This is a genomic window from Pontibacter coccineus, from assembly GCF_030546575.1.
Taxonomy (GTDB): Bacteria; Bacteroidota; Bacteroidia; order Cytophagales; family Hymenobacteraceae; genus Pontibacter; species Pontibacter coccineus.
The window spans coordinates 287,332-305,271 of record NZ_JAUOTN010000005.1 but is presented as its reverse complement, the minus strand read 5'-3'; the positions used below and the strand labels follow the sequence as shown (position 1 = coordinate 305,271).

Sequence of the window (17,940 nt, the reverse complement as noted above, 5' to 3'; positions counted from 1 at the left end):
ATACAGCCAGTTTGTAGCTAACGTAGTAGGGGTTGTTGCAGGTATAGCAGCCTGCATTGCTTTGTAGCTTGCCCTGGCCGGGCGGGCCGTACTTTTTTCCTTGATGAAGAGAAAGAGGGCCCCTACCCCCAGTAAGCAAAAAAATCAAGACGCTCCAAATCGAGGGCCCCTACCCCCACTCACTGAACGCTCGAACAGTGGAGCGCCAAATGGTGCACTTGGCTAGCGTGATTCACTTCGTAGACTCCGGGGCAAGTTAGTCTTGCTATACCTGTCGGGGTGTATAACGGTAGCTATGGCACTTTTACCTTTGGATTGATAGTCACAGATTCCCCGCCTGGGGGTAGGCGCCCTCTTTTCGAGAGAAATCCGAATGAGCGTGAAAATTTTGAAAGAATCGAGATATCTCCTATCGTCGAGATGACAGCTTAGGTTAACCTTCCCTTAGATTAGAGGGTAGGGGTGGTTGGACCCGGTTTAGCAAAAAATCTGCTGTAACTACTACACCTTTGATTTGGTAGCTATAGAAAATCCCCCTTGGTTAGGGTCCTCGATAAAGAATCAGACAGGGGGATGTCAATCGTGCACGAGCATCCTGAAAATCCTTAAATCCTGAAAATCCTGATTCAGACAATAAGGCAATAGGATGACCACCTTCATTGAAAATCCTGATTCTGAGTGTCAGGGTGGGTATCATTTCACCTTTCCCACTATATTTACAGCATACACTCAGAGCAAATGAACAACTTTAACTATACCTTGAGCGCCGCAGCCCTGTCGCTCCTGCTGCTTGGAGCTTGCAGCAAAACCCCTGCCACCAGCGCCTATACCTTACCTGTCGAGACGGGTGTGTCGCGCGAACTGGCGGAGTACCGCAAACAGACCTTGCGCAATGTGCAGTATGATATCAAGCTGCAAATCCCTGCCGCTAAGGACGCGTCTATACCTGCTTCCGAAGTCATTTCGTTTCACCTGCTCAACAAGGAGCAGGCGCTGCAGATCGATTTTAAAGAGCAGCAGGATCAATTGCATGCCGTTCGGGTGAATGGGAAACAGATCCCGATTGTGTTCCGGAACGAGCACATCGTCATCGAGCCGCGCTACCTGAAAGAAGGCCATAACCAAGTGCAGCTTGGCTTTACGGCCGGCAACCTCTCGCTCAACCGCAACGAGGATTACCTCTATACCTTGCTTGTGCCGGACCGGGCCCGTACCGTGTTCCCCTGCTTCGATCAGCCGGACCTGAAAGCGGTGTTCACCCTCTCACTAACGCTGCCGAAGGACTGGAAAGCCCTGGCCAATGCCCCATTGCAGGACTCGGTACTGACCGGCGCGACCAAGACCTATACCTACCTGCCTTCCGATACCATTCCGACCTACCTCTTCTCTTTTGCGGCAGGCGATTTTAGAAGGATCACGAACGAAGATCGCGGCCGTACCATGCATTTCCTCCACCGCGAAACCGATCCGGACAAGCTGAAGAGTGTTGCCCCGATCTTCAGCATTCACCGTGATGCGCTCGACTTTATGGAGGACTACACCCGGATTCCCTACCCTTTCCAGAAATTCGACTTTGTGGCTATACCTGATTTCCAGTATGGCGGTATGGAGCACGTGGGGGCAATCGACTACAAGGCCTCTACCCTGTTCCTGGACGAAGGCGCGACTAAAGACCAGCTGGTGGCACGTTCTAACCTGATCGCGCACGAAACGGCGCACATGTGGTTCGGCGACCTGGTAACAATGCGCTGGTTCAACGACGTGTGGATGAAAGAGGTGTTTGCCAACTTCATGGCCGATAAAATCTCCAAAACGACGGTAAAGGACAGCAATTACGACCTCAAATTCCTGATCGACCACTTTCCCGCGGCCTACAGTGTAGACCGTACGGCAGGCGCCAACCCGATCCGTCAGGACCTGGCTAATCTGCAGGATGCCGGCTCGCTCTACGGGCACATCATCTACCACAAGGCCCCCATTATGATGCGGCAGCTGGAGCGGCTGATGGGCGAAAAAGCGTTTCAGGAAGGGCTGCAGGTATACCTGAAAACCTATGCCAACAGCAACGCCACCTGGCCACAACTGATTGAGATTCTGGATGCCCGCACGCCAGTAGACCTGCAGGCCTGGAACCAGGTATGGGTGAATGAACCGGGCCGTCCGGTGTTCGACAGTAAGCTGGATGTGGAAGATGGGAAAATCAACGTTTTTTCTATCTCCCAAAAAGGCGAGGACGGATCGGAACGACTGTGGCCGCAGCTTTTTGAAGTTGCCCTGGTGTACGATGACCGCGTCGAGGAATATACGGTAAACATGGACCGTCCCTCCATTGAATTCCAGGAGGTGATTGGTAAAGAATGGCCGCTCTATGTGTTGTTCAACTCCTCCGGGCAGGGCTACGGTACTTTCCCAATCGATGCGCGTGGCCTTAGCTACCTCAATAGACTACAGAATCCCGTGATGCGAGCTTCATCCTACATCAATTTGTATGAGAATATGCTCAACGGAGTGGACATCACGCCCGATATCCTGCAGCATATTGCGCTCCCGCAATCAGCTAACGAGCAGGACGAGTTGAATCTGAAGCTATTAACAGGTTACCTGAGCGACACCTTCTGGAAATTCACCAGTCCGGAGCAAAGAGCGAAATTAGCCCCTGCCTATGAGAAAATTTTGTGGGGGGCCATGGAGAAACAGCAATCCGGGAATGCCAAAAAATTGCTCTTCAAAGCTTACCAAAACATAGCCATGACTCGTGAGGCGCAGGATCGTTTACACCAGGTATGGCAGACTCAGAAAGCACCAACAGGCGTCACCCTCACCGAAGAGGACTATACCCCCCTGGCCCTGTCGCTGGCTGTGCGTGACTACGCTGATTCGGAAGGTATACTGCGCCAACAACTGGCACGCCTCAAAAACCCGGACCGTCAAAAACGTCTGCAGTACTTGATGCCGGCCCTGTCAGGAAACGAACAGGTGCGTGACGCCTTTTTTGCCACGCTCAAAGATCGCGGCAACCGTGACAAGGAAGCCTGGGTGGGTTCTGCCCTCTCCTACCTGCACCACCCACTGCGGGCAGCCTCGTCAGAGAAATACCTGCGTGAGAGCCTGGAACTGGTGGAAGAAATTCAACTGACCGGCGACATCTTCTTCCCTACCAACTGGCTGCAATCCACGCTTGGGTATTACCAGACGCCGACGGCCGCCGCCGCCATTCGCACATTTCTGGCCGAGCACCCGGACTACAACCCCAAGCTGAAAGGCAAAATTCTGCAGGCTGCGGACCATGTGTTCAGGGCGGAGAAACTAGTGAAGCAGTAATGGTAAATTGCACGGCTTGAAAAACAAGAGAGGCTACCCCAACGGAATCGGGTAGCCTCTCTTGCGTATAGCAATGTCTGTTTTACTTTATTTTGTAGCCTAGTCGGAGGGTCACTGAATTATTGGCGGTTTTCACGCCCTTTGCAGCAGAGAAACCATTTCCATTTTCAAGCCGCACCTCTGTCTGCACTCGTTTCCACTCGCCTCCTATACCTAGCAGCAACACCTGCTCATGCTTTCGCATGACGTTGGCCATTGGGTTGCCTCCTTCGCGATTCCCTGTTGGATAGGATGGAGAGTATACTTCCTGGTGGCTATTATCATGTATGATGAAGCTGTTGCCAACACCCAGGCTTATGTACGGCCGTATACTTTTGTCCAGAAGCCGGTAACGTCCCATTACGTTGATCGCCAGCTGGGACATGTCAAAAGTGGTGGTATATTCCGTGTAAACCTCCTCTGTGTGCGGGTTCACGTGTTTGAAGGTTCCCTCATTTCGATAGGCTTTGTAGAGCAACTCTCCTATCAGGGCATATTTGCCATGGCTTCTGGGGAGTGTGGCGATAAAGGAAGTGCCGAGGGTATAGCCCATCCCTGTGAACTCGGGTTCGTTTAGTGCCCTGCTCGGATGGCCATTGATGTTCAGGGAGGTATATGAAACGCCTCCTAAGGCATAAACACTGAAATTTACCTTCTCTTCAGCGGCTACATAGTCTCCCTCGGTGCCGCTGGCGCACATGTTGTAGTCCTGCACCAGACGTTTCAGAGCCGACGGCTTGAAGGCCACCTTGCTTATCTTGTTGGCCAAATCCTGGCAGTCCGTCATCTTAGCGGTCAGCATTCCCCTGTAAACCGGCAGTTTCACCAGGCCTGACTTGCCAGCTGATCGCTTCATAATGGAGCGGTACACTAGTTCAACAGGAGGTTCGCCGTCTTTCTGCATGTAGATGCGCTCCTGGGCATCCGGTTCATTCAATGTATACAAACTCACCCTGCCTTTGACCAGGACGCGCAGAAACACGGTGTCCCGCACCATGCTGGACTGGCTGTCGTAGATGTAGGTGCTGCCTATCTTCGTCACGCTCTTTTCCTTATCCACGGCATGCACTTCATACCTGTCACCAAAGGTAAGCGAGAATCCTTTGATGTCTGCCACGCCGAGTCGCTGTGTGCTGGTGCTGGACAAGTCCTGCTTCACTTCGATGTAGGTGGGACTTCTTTTCCAGTTCTGGTCGTTGATGAGCACTTGCACGGTGTCCCCCTGGTGCGTCACGTACCGACCCGGCATAAACTTTTTCTGCCCGAAAACAAGGGAGCAGCTCAACAGCAGTATAAGGGTAAAGGTTGTTTTCATATAGGGTTGTTATGAATATATGATAGGATTAATATACTGGTAACTTGTGGTTTAAGATTCAGCCCCAGAATTTTCATACCAGTCGCCGGGTCAGTATTCGGCTTGATTTATGATCACTGTAACGGCTCCTAGAGCATATACATTCACACCGCTGCAAACTACCCAATCCGAATACCGGAATACCAGGTTTTGAAATACAGCTTCCCTATACCTTTCGCAGGCCGGCACTAAAGGGCTTCTGTATTGAAGAGCCGATATCAGTTGTCTGCAAAACAAAAAGCCCGCTGTTGATGCAGCGGGCTTCTCTATTTATCTGGAATTTCTCTTGTCAGGAAATTCCCTGGTCGCAGAAATTACATATCCAGCACGATCGCGAAGATGAGCGGCGCTACGATGGTGGCGTCTGACTCGATCATATACTTTGGTGTGTCTTTGCCGAGTTTACCCCAGGTGATCTTCTCGTTTGGTACAGCGCCGGAGTAAGAACCGTAGCTGGTCGTAGAGTCAGAGATTTGCGCGAAGTAGCCCCAAAGCGGAACGTTCGTGCGCTGCAGATCCTGGTGCAGCATCGGCACCACGCAGATCGGGAAGTCACCGGCTATACCGCCGCCAACCTGGAAGAAACCTATCGTAGACTCCTCTTTTGCGTTCTCAGTATACCAGTCAGCCAGGTAGATCATGTACTGTATACCTGTGCGCATGGTGTGCACATTCTTAATGTCGCCGCTGATCACGTGACCGGCGTAGATGTTACCCAACGTGGAGTCTTCCCAGCCCGGGCAGATGATCGGCAGGTTCTTTTTAGCAGCTTCCAGCATCCAGCTGTTTTTCGGGTCGATCTGGTAGTACTGCTCCAGGTCACCTGACAACAGGATCTGGTAGAAGAATTCGTGCGGGAAGTAAGACTTGCCTTCCTGGTCGGCTTTCTCCCAGAACTTCAGCACGGTGTGCTCGATACGGCGCATGGCCTCCTCTTCAGGTATACAGGTATCGGTCACGCGGTTCATGTGGCGGCTCAGCAGCTCTTCCTCGTCGGCAGCTGACAACTCACGGTAATGCGGCACGCGCTCGTAGAAATCGTGCGCTACCAGGTTGAAGATATCCTCCTCGAGGTTGGCACCGGTACAAGAGATCGCGTGCACTTTGTCCTGGCGGATCATCTCGGCCAGGATGATGCCCAGCTCCGCCGTAGACATGGCACCAGCCAGTGACACGAGCATTTTGCCCCCGTTGTTGAGGTGCGTCTTATATCCTTCGGCAGCGTCGATGAGCGAAGCAGCATTGAAGTGTTTGTAGTGCTTCTTTAAAAAATTAGATACTTCCATTTCCTTGTGTTTATGCTTTTACTGATTCGTGTTTATACTCCTGTAACTCGCTATGAGTTAAAAAATATGTACTTCGGCAAAGATAAGCTTTAAAATGACATCCGGGCCCTTCCTACTTCGACACCAGCTTTAGGCCAATAATGGAGCCGATGAGCAGGAAGACGAAGAACAGGCGCCAGAAATCAGTTGGCTCCTTGTAGAGGATCATGCCGATGATCACGGTGCCTACAGCTCCTATACCTGTCCAGATGGCATAGGCGGTGCCCATGGGGATGGTCTGAATGGCTTTGTTGAGCAGGAAGAAGCTCAGGGAGATGCAGATGAAGAAGCCGACTGACCACTTCAGCACACTAAAGTTGTTGGAGAGCTTGAGGCAGGTGGTAAACCCGATCTCAAACATGCCTGCAATGATTAAGTAAATCCAGCCCATTTTTCCTTTTTTTACAAAGGTCGGGACTTGGCGTCAAAAGAAATTTAACAAATGTTAAAAAATCACCTGACTTGCGCCCTAATGCGGCTGAGGGTAACCTGTGTCACGCCCAGGTATGAGGCGATCTGGTTGAGGGGAACGCGCTGTATGAGGCCGGGGTTTTGCTGCAGCAGGGCTTTGTAGCGCTCGGTAGCCGATTGAAACTGGAAGACCATGAACCGCTCCTCCGTTTTGATGAGTTCGTACTCGGCGAGCTTGCGGCCCCAGTTGGCCAATTCGATGTTGGTCAGGTATAGGTCCTGCAGACGGGCCAGATCGATGGCGTGTACCACCGCGTTTTCGAGCAACTCCACGGTTTCGTAGCCGGGCTTATTGGCCACATAGCTATAGTAGGAAAGCAACATCTCGTTTTCGGCGCCGAACCAGAACGTTACTTCCTGGTCGTTGCGGTAGCAGAAGGCGCGTGCAATGCCCCGCTCCATAAAATACACTTTGTTGCTCACCTCCCCCTCCCGGAAAAGAATATGGCCTTTGGGCAACTCCTGCCGCTGCATGAGCGCCGTGAGCTGTCCAAAGGTTTTATCAGAGATGGGGTATAATTGCCGGATGGCCTGTTCGATGGTCTGCACCATGTGCGCTATACCTGAATTTACTTGGCCGGTTTCTCGAGAATGAGGTTGTGGTTGGTGTAGATGCAGATGTCGGCTGCAATGTTGAGGCTTTCGCGTACCATTTCTTCTGCCGTGAGGTGTGGCGCGTGCTTCTTCAGAGCAAGGGCTGCTGCATGGGCGAACATGCTGCCCGAGCCGATGGCCGCAATCTGGTTGTCAGGCTCCAGCACGTCGCCGGTGCCGGAGATGATGAGCAGCTCCTCTTTGTTGGCTACGACCATCATTGCCTCGAGCTTGCGCAGGTACTGGTCTTTGCGCCAGTCTTTGGCCAGTTCGATGGCGGCACGCTTCATATTGCTCTGGTAGGTGTTCAGCTTCTCTTCGAAGCGCTCCAGCAGGGTGAAGGCATCGGCAGTGGAGCCGGCAAAGCCCGTCACGATCTTGCCGTCTAGCAGCTTGCGAATCTTCTTCACGTTGCTCTTGGCGATGTGCTTGTCCATGGTGGCCTGTCCGTCGGCACCTACGCATACTTCTCCGTTGTGGTATATGCCTACTACTGTAGTCGATCTTATTTTTGCCATTGCTGTGTGTTGGTTTATGTGAAGGTATACGGTTATACCTTAAAATGCTTGTGCTAAAGCATGGGCATCTGCAAACAAAAAGCCAAAGGTATAGCAGCCGACAAATTGTCGGGTGAGCAGCAGGTATAGATTGGGTGTCATGTAGAGAAACCGTATCTTCGCTGTACAGGAGCCTTTGTGTCAGGTATAGCCATTGCCGGTCACTTCACTTAATGATTTCTAATGCTGACACTTTTCAGGTTATGGAAGCTTGCCTCTAGCCGCCAGAATACGCATCTGGCTGGTCGGCTTGGTACCTTCCTAACCCTCCTGCGCATCTACGCGCAAGCCAAGCTCAGCAAAAAAACCGACGAAATCATACAGCTGCAACTGGAAGGCTTTACCGTTGCCGGATATAGTTACGTGACTCTAACCGAGCTTTACACGGATATTTTCATCAAGCAGGTATACCGTTTCGAAACCGATGCCAAACGGCCCTTTATCGTGGACTGCGGTGCTAACATTGGCATGGCGGTGCTCTATTTTAAGCAACTATACCCTGAGTGTGAGGTCTGGGCGTATGAAGCAAATCCTGATGCCTTTGCCTTGCTGCAACGCAACGTTTCGGCCAATAAGTTAGCGGGAGTGCGCCTGTTTAATTACGTACTCTCGGACACCGAAGGCAAGGTTGATTTTTATATACCTGCCGCCACGGCCGGTTTGAACGGCTCCCTGAACCCCTCCATCGCCAAAGGCACCAGGCAGCGTTTGCAGGCGTACAGACTATCCAGCTTATTACCACCCGCCCGGGAAGTTGACTTTTTGAAAGTGGACATTGAAGGAGCGGAATTTCAACTTCTGGAAGAGCTAAGTGCATCGGGTCGCCTGAACGACATGTTGCAGCTCGTTGTGGAACTGCATGCCAGCAGCGAAGACATGCAACAGAAATACAACAGGCTACTCAGCATGACAGGGGCAACGTATAAATACCAACCCGTAGGCGACCAGCATACCCTCGGCTTCCCGCACGTGATAAAGTTTAGCAGAAAAGGCCTGTTAGCCGGCACACAGGGATAAGAGCCAAGTGACGATATTTGCTGCAAAGCTGAAAATGCGATAATTTTACATCAAAAACTGACGATAATGAGCAAAGCAAACTGGGTAACAGTTAAAGAATACGAAGACATCACCTACAAGAAATGCAATGGCGTGGCCCGCATCGCCTTCAACCGGCCAAACGTGCGCAATGCCTTCCGCCCGAAAACAGTGGGCGAATTGTTCGAGGCTTTCCTGGATGCCCGCGAAGACACCTCAATCGGAGTAGTGCTGTTGTCGGCCGAGGGACCTTCGACCAAAGACGGGGTATATTCCTTCTGCAGCGGCGGCGACCAGAACGCACGTGGCCACCAGGGCTATGTGGATGAGGCCGGTATGCCGCGACTGAACATCCTGGAAGTGCAGCGCCTGATCCGCTTTATGCCAAAGGTGGTGATCGCCGTGGTACCGGGCTGGGCCGTAGGTGGCGGACACTCCCTGCATGTGGTGTGTGACCTCACGCTGGCCAGCCAGGAGCACGCGATCTTTAAACAGACAGATGCCGACGTAACCAGCTTCGACGGTGGTTATGGTTCAGCCTACCTGGCCAAAATGGTGGGTCAGAAACGCGCTCGCGAGATCTTCTTCCTCGGCCGCAACTACTCCGCACAGGATGCTTACGACATGGGCATGGTGAATGCTGTGATCCCGCATGCCGAACTGGAAGACACCGCCTACGAGTGGGCGCAGGAAATCCTGGCCAAGTCCCCTACCTCTATCAAAATGCTGAAATTTGCTTTCAACCTCACCGACGACGGTATGGTGGGCCAGCAGGTGTTCGCCGGCGAAGCCACCCGCCTTGCCTACATGACCGACGAAGCCAAAGAAGGCCGCAACGCCTTCCTGGAGAAGCGCAAGCCGGACTTCAAGGATATCAAATGGATTCCGTAAGGTATAGCCATTAGGTATAGAATAGAGAAGCCGCTCTGTAGAGGAGCGGCTTTTTTGTTGTTTGGGCTATCATGAATCGGGTAAATACAATTCCGGAAGATGATGAATGATTAAGACATCATACTCAATAACCAACTACAGACCTGATTACCAGACATGTGTTAGTGGTTTTTAAAAGTTTAAAACGTATAAAGGTGAATCTTGGGTGTATCAAAAAGACTGTGATTTTCCTGGAGCGGTGCTACCAGCTATTGCATATAGTAAAGGTTTAGAATAAAACACATTAACTAGTCAAGCACAATTAGAAGGGAGGAATCATGAACAAATGCATTTTAATTTTTCTCGCCTTACTTCCGCAGTTCTTGTTGGCGCAATCCAAGACGAGAATTATTGACATGCATATTCACTCCTACACAAACAGAGACTTTGGCGGAAAAGAACCAGCAACAGATTATTATGGAATGAAGGGGGCAGCAAATGCAGAAGCGCATAGAGTGGAGACCTTTGCAGCCTTTAAGAAGTGGAATGTTGTGAAAGCTGTGGTTAGCGGGCACCCCGGAAGTGTGGCGAACTGGTCGGCAAAAGATACTGATGATATTGTAATCAGAGGAATTTTGATGTATTCGCCAGAAGATTATGAGTTGGACACTTTAAAATTCGAACAGTTAATTAAAGAGAAAAAGATCGAAGTATTCGGTGAAATTGCCCCCTACTATAGCGGTACCACACTAAGCGATTCCATCTGGCAACCATACCTGCGTATATGTGAAAAATATGACATTCCGGTTGCTGTTCATACCGGGGGTGGCGATCCCGGCGGAACTTATTCATGGTCACCCAAAGCAAGGCTACAGTTAGGAGACCCTTACTTAATTGAAGATGTATTGGTACGATACCCTAAGCTCAGAATCTATATGATGCATGCAGGGGGAGAAGACTGGCCAGAACGCGGAATCCGACTTATGGCCTATTATCCACAACTCTACACAGATGTTGCCGCGATGTTATGGGTAGAACCAAACACTCAAAGGTATATTGCCGACTTCCTAAAAAATGCTAAACATGCCGGATATCTAAACAGAGTAATGTTCGGATCGGATCAGATGATATGGCCTTATGCTATTGAGAAGTCAATTAATTTCCTGAATAGCCTCGACTTTTTGACCAAACAAGACAAAGAAGACATTTTCTATAACAACGCTGCAAGATTTTTAAAACTGAAAGAATAACCGTGCCTAACAGCAGTTGCAATAAATCAGGCCTTCAAGCTTTATAGCACTGTAAAATTACACATTTGAAATGCCTTGCTTTACGGGAAGTTCTGAGGACAAACTCCCCCGCTACGGATTGCTACAAACCACTGATATCAATTTAAATATTTACGTATGGTATATAAATAAAACATTAAATTGATGCATATGAAAAAGCTGATACTAATTGTAAGTGCGATCTCCCTTTTAGGTTGTAGTCCACAGGAGGCCGATCAGAAAGTAGACACCAATGCGGAAGGTGAAAAGATGATGCAGCTCAGCAGAGAGTGGTCCGAGGCAGCTTCTTCCGGAGATGTAGAGAAAGTTGTTAGTTACTGGGCAGATGATGCTGTTGTCATATCAGCCGGTGCACCTGTTTTACGCGGTAAGCAAGAAATACGAAGAATGGTGGAAGAAAGCTTCAAGACGCCTGATTTCCGTATAAGCTGGCAACCGGAAAGTGCTACGGTTTCAGAGAGCGGTGATATGGCATATATTATAGAAAATGTGCAGATTTCATATACTGATTCGACAGGTAAACCGGTCTCCTTCAACGATAGAGCAGTTAGTATTTGGCGTAAACAAACAGATGGCACTTGGAAGAATGCAGTTGAAATCTCGACACCTAAGGCTTCACAGAACCAATAAGGGCACTTAACCTAGTATTGCTCGAATACAGGCAGAAGAATGTATATTTGAACAATGGCTAGCTTGTGAAGGGTAACTCATCACCCAAAACCTTCATCAGGCGGCTGCTTACGTCCCATACTTTCACCTTACGTATACCCATGCACCCACAAGTAACCGACTACATCAACACCTCCGAAAAGCACAAAGAAACCCTGGAAGCCTTGCGCCAGCTCGTCCACAACACCGTGCCGGGCGTAACCGAAGAGTTCAAGTGGAGCCGTCCGGTGTTCCGCGCCAACAAAGACTTCGTTTACCTCAAGACCGCCAAAACCTACGTCACGCTGGGCTTCTTTCAGGCCGAGAAACTGAATGACCCCAATAACCTGCTGGAAGGAACGGGCAAGGACATGCGCCACATCAAGATCAAAAACGTGCAGGACATTGACCGGGAGCTGTTGCGTGAGTGGTTCAGAGCGGCTTCGGTATAGCCGAAAAAAGCAGCCTCCGTATACCTGCCTATGAAGACCGAGAAAGAAAAGATGCTGGCGGGAGAACTCTACGACCCACTAGACAAGCAGCTGAGCGACGAACGCCTGCAGGCACGCCTGCTCCTGAAAGAACTCAATGACAGCCGCGAAGACCAGGTAGATGAGCGCAACCGTATCCTGAAAGCCCTGATTCCGAATGCGGGGGAGGGACTCTGGCTACAGCCCCCCTTCTACTGTGACTACGGCTACAACATGGTGGTCGGCGAAAGGGTGTTCTTTAACTTTAACTGCGTGGTGCTCGATGTGATGGAAGTGCGTATTGGCAGCCGCACGCTGTTTGGCCCCAACGTGCAGGTATATACCGCCACCCACCCGATGGATCATCGGGTACGTGCCTCCGGTGTGGAGAGCGCAAAGCCCATTTCTATCGGAGAAGATGTCTGGATAGGCGGCAGCGCCGTCATCTGTCCTGGCGTCACGATTGGTGACCGCAGCGTAATCGGTGCCGGAAGCGTGGTAACCAGGGACATTCCGGCTGATGTATTTGCGGCAGGCAACCCCTGTCGGGTAATCCGGCATTTGGATAAGTAGTAGTCGAGCTCTTCCTCAAGCTTTGAGAAATCACTCAGAAGGCGCTATCTTTAACTTCTGTTACTCCCTCGCTTATGGAAGCTTATCAGGACATGTTTCAGCTGCAGAAACACCGTAGCAGCGCCTTTGCACGGCCTTACGCTTCTGAATTCTACAACATATTGCTGCTAGAGGGCAGTGGTACGCTCAGCGTTGACTTTACCATCTATACATTTGAAGGGAAAATAGCGCTCTTCACTTCCCCTTACCAACACCTGAGCATCACCTCCAACACGGACTTTGAAGTTGACCAACTGATATTTCATGGTGATTTCTATTGCATCGAGTATCACAAGAATGAGGTAGCCTGCAATGGCCTGCTGTTTAACAACATCTACAAGCAGCCCTTTATCACCTTACAAGACGACGAAATCCGCCTGATCTTTGATAAGCTCCGGTCTGAGCTCAACCAGAATGAACCGCACTCGGAGCCGATCCTGCGGAGTTATCTGCAGCTCATCCTGGCCATCGGGAGCAGGATCAAAAAGAGGGAGCAACAGCTGGGGGCGGAAGGCACGCTTCATCCCATGGAGCAGTACCGGGAGTTGGTGGAGCAACACTTTCTGACACAACGCAATACCCTGTTCTACGCCGAAGAAATGGCCCTCTCCCACAGCGCCTTCGCCCGGAAAGTTAAAAAGCACTTTGGCAAGTCTCCCTCTCAACTGATACAGGACCGGGTAATCCTGGAGGCTAAAAAGCAGCTGCACCTCACGCACAAGAGCATCAAAGAGGTGGCGGCCGCGCTCAATTTTGAGGACGAGCACTACTTTAGCCGCTATTTCAAGAAGCATACCGGCATATCTCCTACCCATTTCAGAGAGAAAGTTGGCATCTCGATAGTGGCGGATCTGTCCATGAGATAGCCCGATCCGTCCATTCTTTTACCCTTCGGAAGGCTTTAGTTTTGTATAGTCACCAATCCTATACTTAACTGATGAACGACAACGTACAGCAACTACTCCAAACACTTTCGAATTCCCAGCGCTATTTTGTGCATTTTACCAGAATCTCTATTTTCATTGTCATGGCCTGGATCGGCGGCCTGAAAGCTTTTCAGTACGAAGCGGACGGCATTGTGCCCTTTGTAGCCAACAGTCCCATGATGGGCTTTTTCTATACCAAGGATGCACCTGAGTACCAGCAATACAAAAACAAGGAGGGCGAGGTAGTCCCTAAAAACATTGCCTGGCATCTGGAAAACGGCACCTACATTTTCTCCTATGCCCTCGGTGCGGTTATCATCGCCATCGGACTGCTGACCCTACTCGGCATCTACAACGCCAAGATCGGTTTACTGGGAGGACTGCTCACGGTAGGTATGTCGGTCGTGACGCTCTCTTTCCTCATCACCACGCCGGAGGTATACGTACCTGACCTGGGTGGGCCTGACCACGGCTTCCCATACCTTTCCGGTGCGGGCCGGCTGGTCCTCAAAGACATTATCATGATGGCAGCGGGGCTGGTGGTAGCATCTGATGCGGCAAGCAGAATCTTAAAAGAAAGAAACGCTGCGCTTGCCACGCATGAAGTTCCCACGCATCGGCTAAAAGTAATGGCCCAGCCGGTGGACTAACAGTTTCAAAAGCTATACCTGCCAAAACAAAGGGCCTCTCCGGAAATAGAGAGGCCCTTTGTTTTGAATGAGACAGGATACTAAGATTGTCTTTTGGCGACAGCCCCTTACGATTCCTGTCTCCCGGCCATGAAGAATTTCGGCCGGGTGCTGACAAAGCGCTGTATCTGCCGCCGTTACCATCAAGTCGGTCAGCAACATATTCGCACGGAAGGCACCACGTTGCCAGTATCAGGCCTTGGCCGATGATCAAAAAAAAGCCGGGCGTTCGGCCCGGCTTCATCTACCCACAACTGTCTGGGACTAATTGTTTATTTTGATATCTACTTTCTTCGTTTTAAGCGAACCGCCCTCTGGACCCAATTCGATGGATGTTCCCTTTTCCTGCTCCACCACTACTTTGGTAGCTGGAACTGCGGCAGGCTTCTCTACCTCAACCACTTTTACTGTTTCTTTCTCTACAACTTTTACTTGCTCTTCTGCAGGTTGATTATTACAGCCAAATGTGAAGGTCAGTGCAAGCGCACTCAATACATAAATGAATTTCATATAATGAAAATCTGGAACTGGTGATGGCAAACAAAAATGGCTAATCTGTCAAATCCTGATGATTTACCTAAGAGCACTTTCTTACCTATAACATAGAACGTACATTAAACGGAACTGGTTGCATAATATCAATATATATAAATACCGCAGTAGTATTACGCCTCCTAATTGAATTCCAGAAAGACCAGGATGTATAAGCAAAAGAGCCTCTCCGTTTCCGAAGAGGCTCTTTTGCTTTATGTTATGCTGTGCTTAAACTTCTGGAAGTTTTGTCACGCGCACCTTATACCAGGATGCGCAGTGGGTTTTCCATCATGCTCTTGAAGGTCTGCAAGAAGGCAGAACCAACAGCACCGTCTACCACGCGGTGATCGCAGGAAAGGGTTACTTTCATCACGTTACCGATCTGGATGTTACCGTTCTTCACCACAGGCGTCTGTTTGATGGCGCCTACTGCCAGAATGCACGCATCCGGCGAGTTGATGATGGCGGTAAACTCTTCGATGCCAAACATGCCCAGGTTAGAGATCGTGAAGGTGTTGCCCTCCCAGTCAGACGGTTGCAGCTTCTTGTTCTTCGCCTTGCCGCCCAGGTCTTTCACCTCAGATGCAATCGCAGAAAGTGACTTGCTGTCGGCATTGCGCACCACTGGTACCAGCAGGCCTTCTTCTACAGCTACAGCCACGCCAATGTTGATCTGCTTGTTGTAACGGATCTTGTCGCCTAACCAGGATGAGTTCACGGCAGGGTGCTGACGAAGCGCCGCAGCGGCCGCCTTGATCACCAGGTCGTTAAACGATACTTTCACCGGAGACACCTCGTTGATAGAAGCGCGGGACTCGATTGCCTTGTCCATGTCGATTTCCATGGTCAGGTAGAAATGCGGTGCAGAGAACTTGCTCTCGGCCAGACGACGTGCAATCACCTTGCGCATCTGCGATACGTTCACTTCTTCGTAGGCGTCTGTAGTGGCAGCTGGCGTAGCTGCTGCAGCTTGTGGGGCAGGAGCAGCGGCCTGAGTTGGCGCGGCAGCAGGAGCTGCAGCTTTCTGCGGTGCAGCAGACGGCGTGAAATTCTCCACGTCGCGCAGCACTATGCGGCCACCCTCCCCTGATCCTTTGATCTGGTTCAGCTTAATGCCTTTGTCTTTCGCTACTTTTTTGGCAAGCGGAGAAGCCTTGATGCGGCCATTACCTTCCGCAGCAATCTGCTCTGTTTCGCCAGCCGGCACTTCTGTTTCCTGTACTTTATCTTCTGTTGTGGCCTCGGTTCGGGCTTCTATGTTCTCGTCAGACTGCGCGTTCTCTTCGCGTGAACGTCCTTCTTTACCACCTTCCGCATCAAGCAGGGCTTTGTAGTCCGCGTCTTTGTCGCCGATGATGGCGATGATCGCATCAATGGCCACAGAATCACCCGCGTTTACGCCGGTGTAAAGCAGCGTACCGTCTTCGTAAGACTCCAGCTCCATGGTCGCCTTGTCGGTTTCCACTTCGGCCAGCACGTCGCCTGAGCTCACTTTGTCGCCCACTTTCTTCAGCCAAGATACCAGCACACCTTCTGTCATGGTGTCGCTCATCTTCGGCATGCGGATAACAGAGGCTTTGATGTTGGAGGTGTCCACAGAAGTTTTTGCGGCAGGAGCGTCAGCCTTGGCCGGAGCCGCCTCTTTCTTCTCTTCCTGCTTCGGAGCTTCCTCTTTCTCTTCTTTTGGAGCCTCTTTGGCAGCAGGCTTCGCGCTTCCGCCAGCCTCACCCAGTAGACCGGAAATGTCCTCGCCTTCCTTGCCAATGATCGCTATTACAGCATCAATAGGTACAGAATCGCCTTTCTTCGGACCAATGTGCAACAGAGTGCCATCTTCGTATGATTCCAGTTCCATGGTCGCCTTATCGGTTTCCACTTCGGCCAGCACATCGCCTGAGCTAACCTTGTCACCTACTTTCTTAAGCCAAGATGCAATCACCCCCTCCGTCATCGTGTCGCTCATCTTAGGCATTCGTATCACTTCAGCCATAATTTATCGTCTTGTTTGTTCGCCTGTTTCGTGTAATCAATAAAGCCCAAAATTAGACCTAAAAATATTTTATTCAAACTATACCTCTTAAATTGTTGCCGCGGGCAATTTATACCTGCAGATCCTGCAAATGGCCCACGTCACAGTACTTCTTCACGGTGAACATACTACCTGTGAAATCGAGCTGATAAAGGCACAGGTTCTGATGCTCGAACTGGTCCATGCAGCGCAGCGGATAGCGCAGCAATTGGCTCAATAAAATGCGCATCGCGCGGCCGTGCATACAAATCAATACGTTTTCCTCCTCGGGTCGGCTCAAGATCAAATCCACTACCGGTTTCTGTCGGGCGGCCACCAGTTCGGGGCTCTCCCCTCCTTCTATGCACAGGCTGGTCTCGCCCTCGGTCCAGGACTGCAGCATGCGGTGGTAGTAGGCGTCCTCTTCCGGCGTGATGCGTGTGCCTTCGCGTGTTCCCCAGTTGATCTCGTTCAGACCGGCATGTTGCTCGTGCGGTATGCCCTTGTCTAAGAAGCCCTGCACCGACTGTATGCTGCGCTGCAAAACGGAGGTGTATACCTTGTCGAAGGGAATGTGCTGGTATTCTTTGAAAAAAGCGGCCGCCTGTCTGCGACCCAGCTCGTTGAGTGATGCATCCACACCGCTGCCCTGCACGATACCCTGCAGGTTGAAATCGGTTTGTCCGTGACGGATCAGGTATATTTTCTTAATACTCAAAATTGTTCTAATTTTGCCTCTTTACCAATACGAGAATGCGAAGTTAGCATTCAAAGCCTATACAACATGGAGTCTACGTTAGAAAAGCTGCAGGAGTGGAGTAAAAATACGATGGTGGAGCACCTCGGCATCGAAGTTGTCTCTTTTAAGGACGGCATTTTAACCGCAAAGATGCCCGTAGACAAACGCACCCACCAGCCGATGGGCCTTCTGCACGGCGGCGCTTCTGTGGCCCTGGCTGAAACGCTGGGCAGCATCGGCGCAGCACTTTCAGTAGACCTGAGCCAAAAAGCCTGCGTAGGGCTGGAGATTAATGCCAACCACATCCGTAGCGTGCGCGAAGGCTGGGTGTACGGCGAGGCCAAGGCCCTGCACCAGGGTCGCAGCACGCAGGTATGGGAAATCAAGATCACATCCGAGTCAGGCGATCTGGTATGCCTCAGCCGCATGACAGTGGCCATCATCGATAAAAAATAAGGT

The 17,940-nt window shown here is 50.8% G+C and carries 18 protein-coding genes; 10 read left to right on the top strand and 8 right to left on the bottom strand.

Annotation, left to right across the window (positions count from 1 at the left end; translation table 11 throughout):
• The first annotated feature begins 738 nt into the window (after positions 1–738).
• Positions 739–3,321: a M1 family metallopeptidase gene (locus Q4E40_RS14010; RefSeq protein ID WP_303413006.1), complete on the top strand. Its 2,583-nt coding sequence runs from the start codon at positions 739–741 to the stop codon at positions 3,319–3,321.
• A gap of 82 nt (positions 3,322–3,403) precedes the next feature.
• On the opposite strand, the gene Q4E40_RS14005 is transcribed toward Q4E40_RS14010, so the two are convergent.
• From Q4E40_RS14005 to hslV, 5 genes are all read right to left on the bottom strand, one after another.
• Positions 3,404–4,675 carry a hypothetical protein gene (locus tag Q4E40_RS14005; protein ID WP_303413004.1) on the bottom strand — a complete coding sequence of 424 codons (1,272 nt, stop codon included), beginning with the start codon at positions 4,673–4,675 and terminating at the stop codon, positions 3,404–3,406.
• 353 nt (positions 4,676–5,028) lie between these two features.
• Positions 5,029–6,000: a deoxyhypusine synthase family protein gene (locus Q4E40_RS14000; RefSeq protein WP_303413003.1), complete on the bottom strand. Its 972-nt coding sequence runs from the start codon at positions 5,998–6,000 to the stop codon at positions 5,029–5,031.
• A 112-nt stretch (positions 6,001–6,112) separates the two neighbouring features.
• The gene (locus tag Q4E40_RS13995; protein ID WP_303413001.1) at positions 6,113–6,430 is read right to left on the bottom strand and encodes a DMT family transporter; all 318 of its coding nucleotides are present in this window, start codon (positions 6,428–6,430) and stop codon (positions 6,113–6,115) included.
• 62 nt (positions 6,431–6,492) lie between these two features.
• Positions 6,493–7,062, bottom strand: coding sequence for a Crp/Fnr family transcriptional regulator (locus Q4E40_RS13990; protein WP_303413000.1), 570 nt, complete (start codon positions 7,060–7,062; stop codon positions 6,493–6,495).
• Positions 7,063–7,079: 17 nt separating this feature from the next.
• Positions 7,080–7,622, bottom strand: a complete 543-nt coding sequence (gene hslV, locus Q4E40_RS13985; protein ID WP_303412999.1) for an ATP-dependent protease subunit HslV — start codon at positions 7,620–7,622, stop codon at positions 7,080–7,082.
• 222 nt (positions 7,623–7,844) lie between these two features.
• Between hslV and Q4E40_RS13980 the strand changes: the two genes are divergently transcribed.
• The 8 genes from Q4E40_RS13980 to rclC all read left to right on the top strand — a co-directional run bounded on the left by Q4E40_RS13980 (position 7,845) and on the right by rclC (position 14,161).
• The gene (locus Q4E40_RS13980; RefSeq protein WP_303412998.1) at positions 7,845–8,678 is read left to right on the top strand and encodes an FkbM family methyltransferase; all 834 of its coding nucleotides are present in this window, start codon (positions 7,845–7,847) and stop codon (positions 8,676–8,678) included.
• 66 nt (positions 8,679–8,744) lie between these two features.
• Complete coding sequence (locus tag Q4E40_RS13975) at positions 8,745–9,587, top strand: 1,4-dihydroxy-2-naphthoyl-CoA synthase (protein ID WP_303412996.1); 843 nt, start codon at positions 8,745–8,747, stop codon at positions 9,585–9,587.
• A 317-nt stretch (positions 9,588–9,904) separates the two neighbouring features.
• Positions 9,905–10,816 carry an amidohydrolase family protein gene (locus tag Q4E40_RS13970; RefSeq protein WP_303412994.1) on the top strand — a complete coding sequence of 304 codons (912 nt, stop codon included), beginning with the start codon at positions 9,905–9,907 and terminating at the stop codon, positions 10,814–10,816.
• A gap of 189 nt (positions 10,817–11,005) precedes the next feature.
• Positions 11,006–11,485, top strand: a complete 480-nt coding sequence (locus tag Q4E40_RS13965; RefSeq protein ID WP_303412993.1) for a YybH family protein — start codon at positions 11,006–11,008, stop codon at positions 11,483–11,485.
• Between the two features lie 140 nt (positions 11,486–11,625).
• Positions 11,626–11,955: a DUF1801 domain-containing protein gene (locus tag Q4E40_RS13960; protein ID WP_303412991.1), complete on the top strand. Its 330-nt coding sequence runs from the start codon at positions 11,626–11,628 to the stop codon at positions 11,953–11,955.
• A gap of 30 nt (positions 11,956–11,985) precedes the next feature.
• Complete coding sequence (locus Q4E40_RS13955) at positions 11,986–12,546, top strand: sugar O-acetyltransferase (protein ID WP_303412989.1); 561 nt, start codon at positions 11,986–11,988, stop codon at positions 12,544–12,546.
• 74 nt (positions 12,547–12,620) lie between these two features.
• Positions 12,621–13,451, top strand: a complete 831-nt coding sequence (locus Q4E40_RS13950; protein WP_303412988.1) for an AraC family transcriptional regulator — start codon at positions 12,621–12,623, stop codon at positions 13,449–13,451.
• A 71-nt stretch (positions 13,452–13,522) separates the two neighbouring features.
• Complete coding sequence (rclC, locus tag Q4E40_RS13945; RefSeq protein WP_303412987.1) at positions 13,523–14,161, top strand: reactive chlorine resistance membrane protein RclC; 639 nt, start codon at positions 13,523–13,525, stop codon at positions 14,159–14,161.
• A 303-nt stretch (positions 14,162–14,464) separates the two neighbouring features.
• On the opposite strand, the gene Q4E40_RS13940 is transcribed toward rclC, so the two are convergent.
• The 3 genes from Q4E40_RS13940 to Q4E40_RS13930 form a co-directional block, all read right to left on the bottom strand.
• A complete protein-coding gene (locus Q4E40_RS13940; protein ID WP_303412986.1) occupies positions 14,465–14,710 on the bottom strand; it encodes a hypothetical protein in 246 nt (81 codons plus the stop codon).
• A gap of 283 nt (positions 14,711–14,993) precedes the next feature.
• Positions 14,994–16,724 (bottom strand): pyruvate dehydrogenase complex dihydrolipoamide acetyltransferase, encoded by a 1,731-nt coding sequence (locus Q4E40_RS13935; protein WP_303412984.1) that lies wholly within the window; start codon positions 16,722–16,724, stop codon positions 14,994–14,996.
• A 109-nt stretch (positions 16,725–16,833) separates the two neighbouring features.
• Positions 16,834–17,460, bottom strand: a complete 627-nt coding sequence (locus Q4E40_RS13930) for a histidine phosphatase family protein (protein WP_303412982.1) — start codon at positions 17,458–17,460, stop codon at positions 16,834–16,836.
• A 66-nt stretch (positions 17,461–17,526) separates the two neighbouring features.
• On the opposite strand from Q4E40_RS13930, the gene Q4E40_RS13925 reads away from it, so the two are divergent.
• Complete coding sequence (locus tag Q4E40_RS13925; RefSeq protein WP_303412980.1) at positions 17,527–17,937, top strand: PaaI family thioesterase; 411 nt, start codon at positions 17,527–17,529, stop codon at positions 17,935–17,937.
• Positions 17,938–17,940 lie beyond the last annotated feature (3 nt).

Coding starts and splice junctions, on each gene's coding strand:
- Q4E40_RS13950 (WP_303412988.1), top strand. CDS start 12,621: ATGGAAGCTTATCAGGACATGTTTCAGCTGCAGAAACACCGTAGCAGC.
- Q4E40_RS13995 (WP_303413001.1), bottom strand. CDS start 6,430: ATGGGCTGGATTTACTTAATCATTGCAGGCATGTTTGAGATCGGGTTT.
- Q4E40_RS13925 (WP_303412980.1), top strand. CDS start 17,527: ATGGAGTCTACGTTAGAAAAGCTGCAGGAGTGGAGTAAAAATACGATG.
- Q4E40_RS13960 (WP_303412991.1), top strand. CDS start 11,626: ATGCACCCACAAGTAACCGACTACATCAACACCTCCGAAAAGCACAAA.
- Q4E40_RS14010 (WP_303413006.1), top strand. CDS start 739: ATGAACAACTTTAACTATACCTTGAGCGCCGCAGCCCTGTCGCTCCTG.
- Q4E40_RS13935 (WP_303412984.1), bottom strand. CDS start 16,724: ATGGCTGAAGTGATACGAATGCCTAAGATGAGCGACACGATGACGGAG.
- Q4E40_RS13990 (WP_303413000.1), bottom strand. CDS start 7,062: ATGGTGCAGACCATCGAACAGGCCATCCGGCAATTATACCCCATCTCT.
- Q4E40_RS13980 (WP_303412998.1), top strand. CDS start 7,845: ATGCTGACACTTTTCAGGTTATGGAAGCTTGCCTCTAGCCGCCAGAAT.
- hslV (WP_303412999.1), bottom strand. CDS start 7,622: ATGGCAAAAATAAGATCGACTACAGTAGTAGGCATATACCACAACGGA.
- Q4E40_RS14000 (WP_303413003.1), bottom strand. CDS start 6,000: ATGGAAGTATCTAATTTTTTAAAGAAGCACTACAAACACTTCAATGCT.
- Q4E40_RS13970 (WP_303412994.1), top strand. CDS start 9,905: ATGAACAAATGCATTTTAATTTTTCTCGCCTTACTTCCGCAGTTCTTG.
- Q4E40_RS14005 (WP_303413004.1), bottom strand. CDS start 4,675: ATGAAAACAACCTTTACCCTTATACTGCTGTTGAGCTGCTCCCTTGTT.
- Q4E40_RS13965 (WP_303412993.1), top strand. CDS start 11,006: ATGAAAAAGCTGATACTAATTGTAAGTGCGATCTCCCTTTTAGGTTGT.
- Q4E40_RS13975 (WP_303412996.1), top strand. CDS start 8,745: ATGAGCAAAGCAAACTGGGTAACAGTTAAAGAATACGAAGACATCACC.
- Q4E40_RS13955 (WP_303412989.1), top strand. CDS start 11,986: ATGAAGACCGAGAAAGAAAAGATGCTGGCGGGAGAACTCTACGACCCA.
- rclC (WP_303412987.1), top strand. CDS start 13,523: ATGAACGACAACGTACAGCAACTACTCCAAACACTTTCGAATTCCCAG.
- Q4E40_RS13940 (WP_303412986.1), bottom strand. CDS start 14,710: ATGAAATTCATTTATGTATTGAGTGCGCTTGCACTGACCTTCACATTT.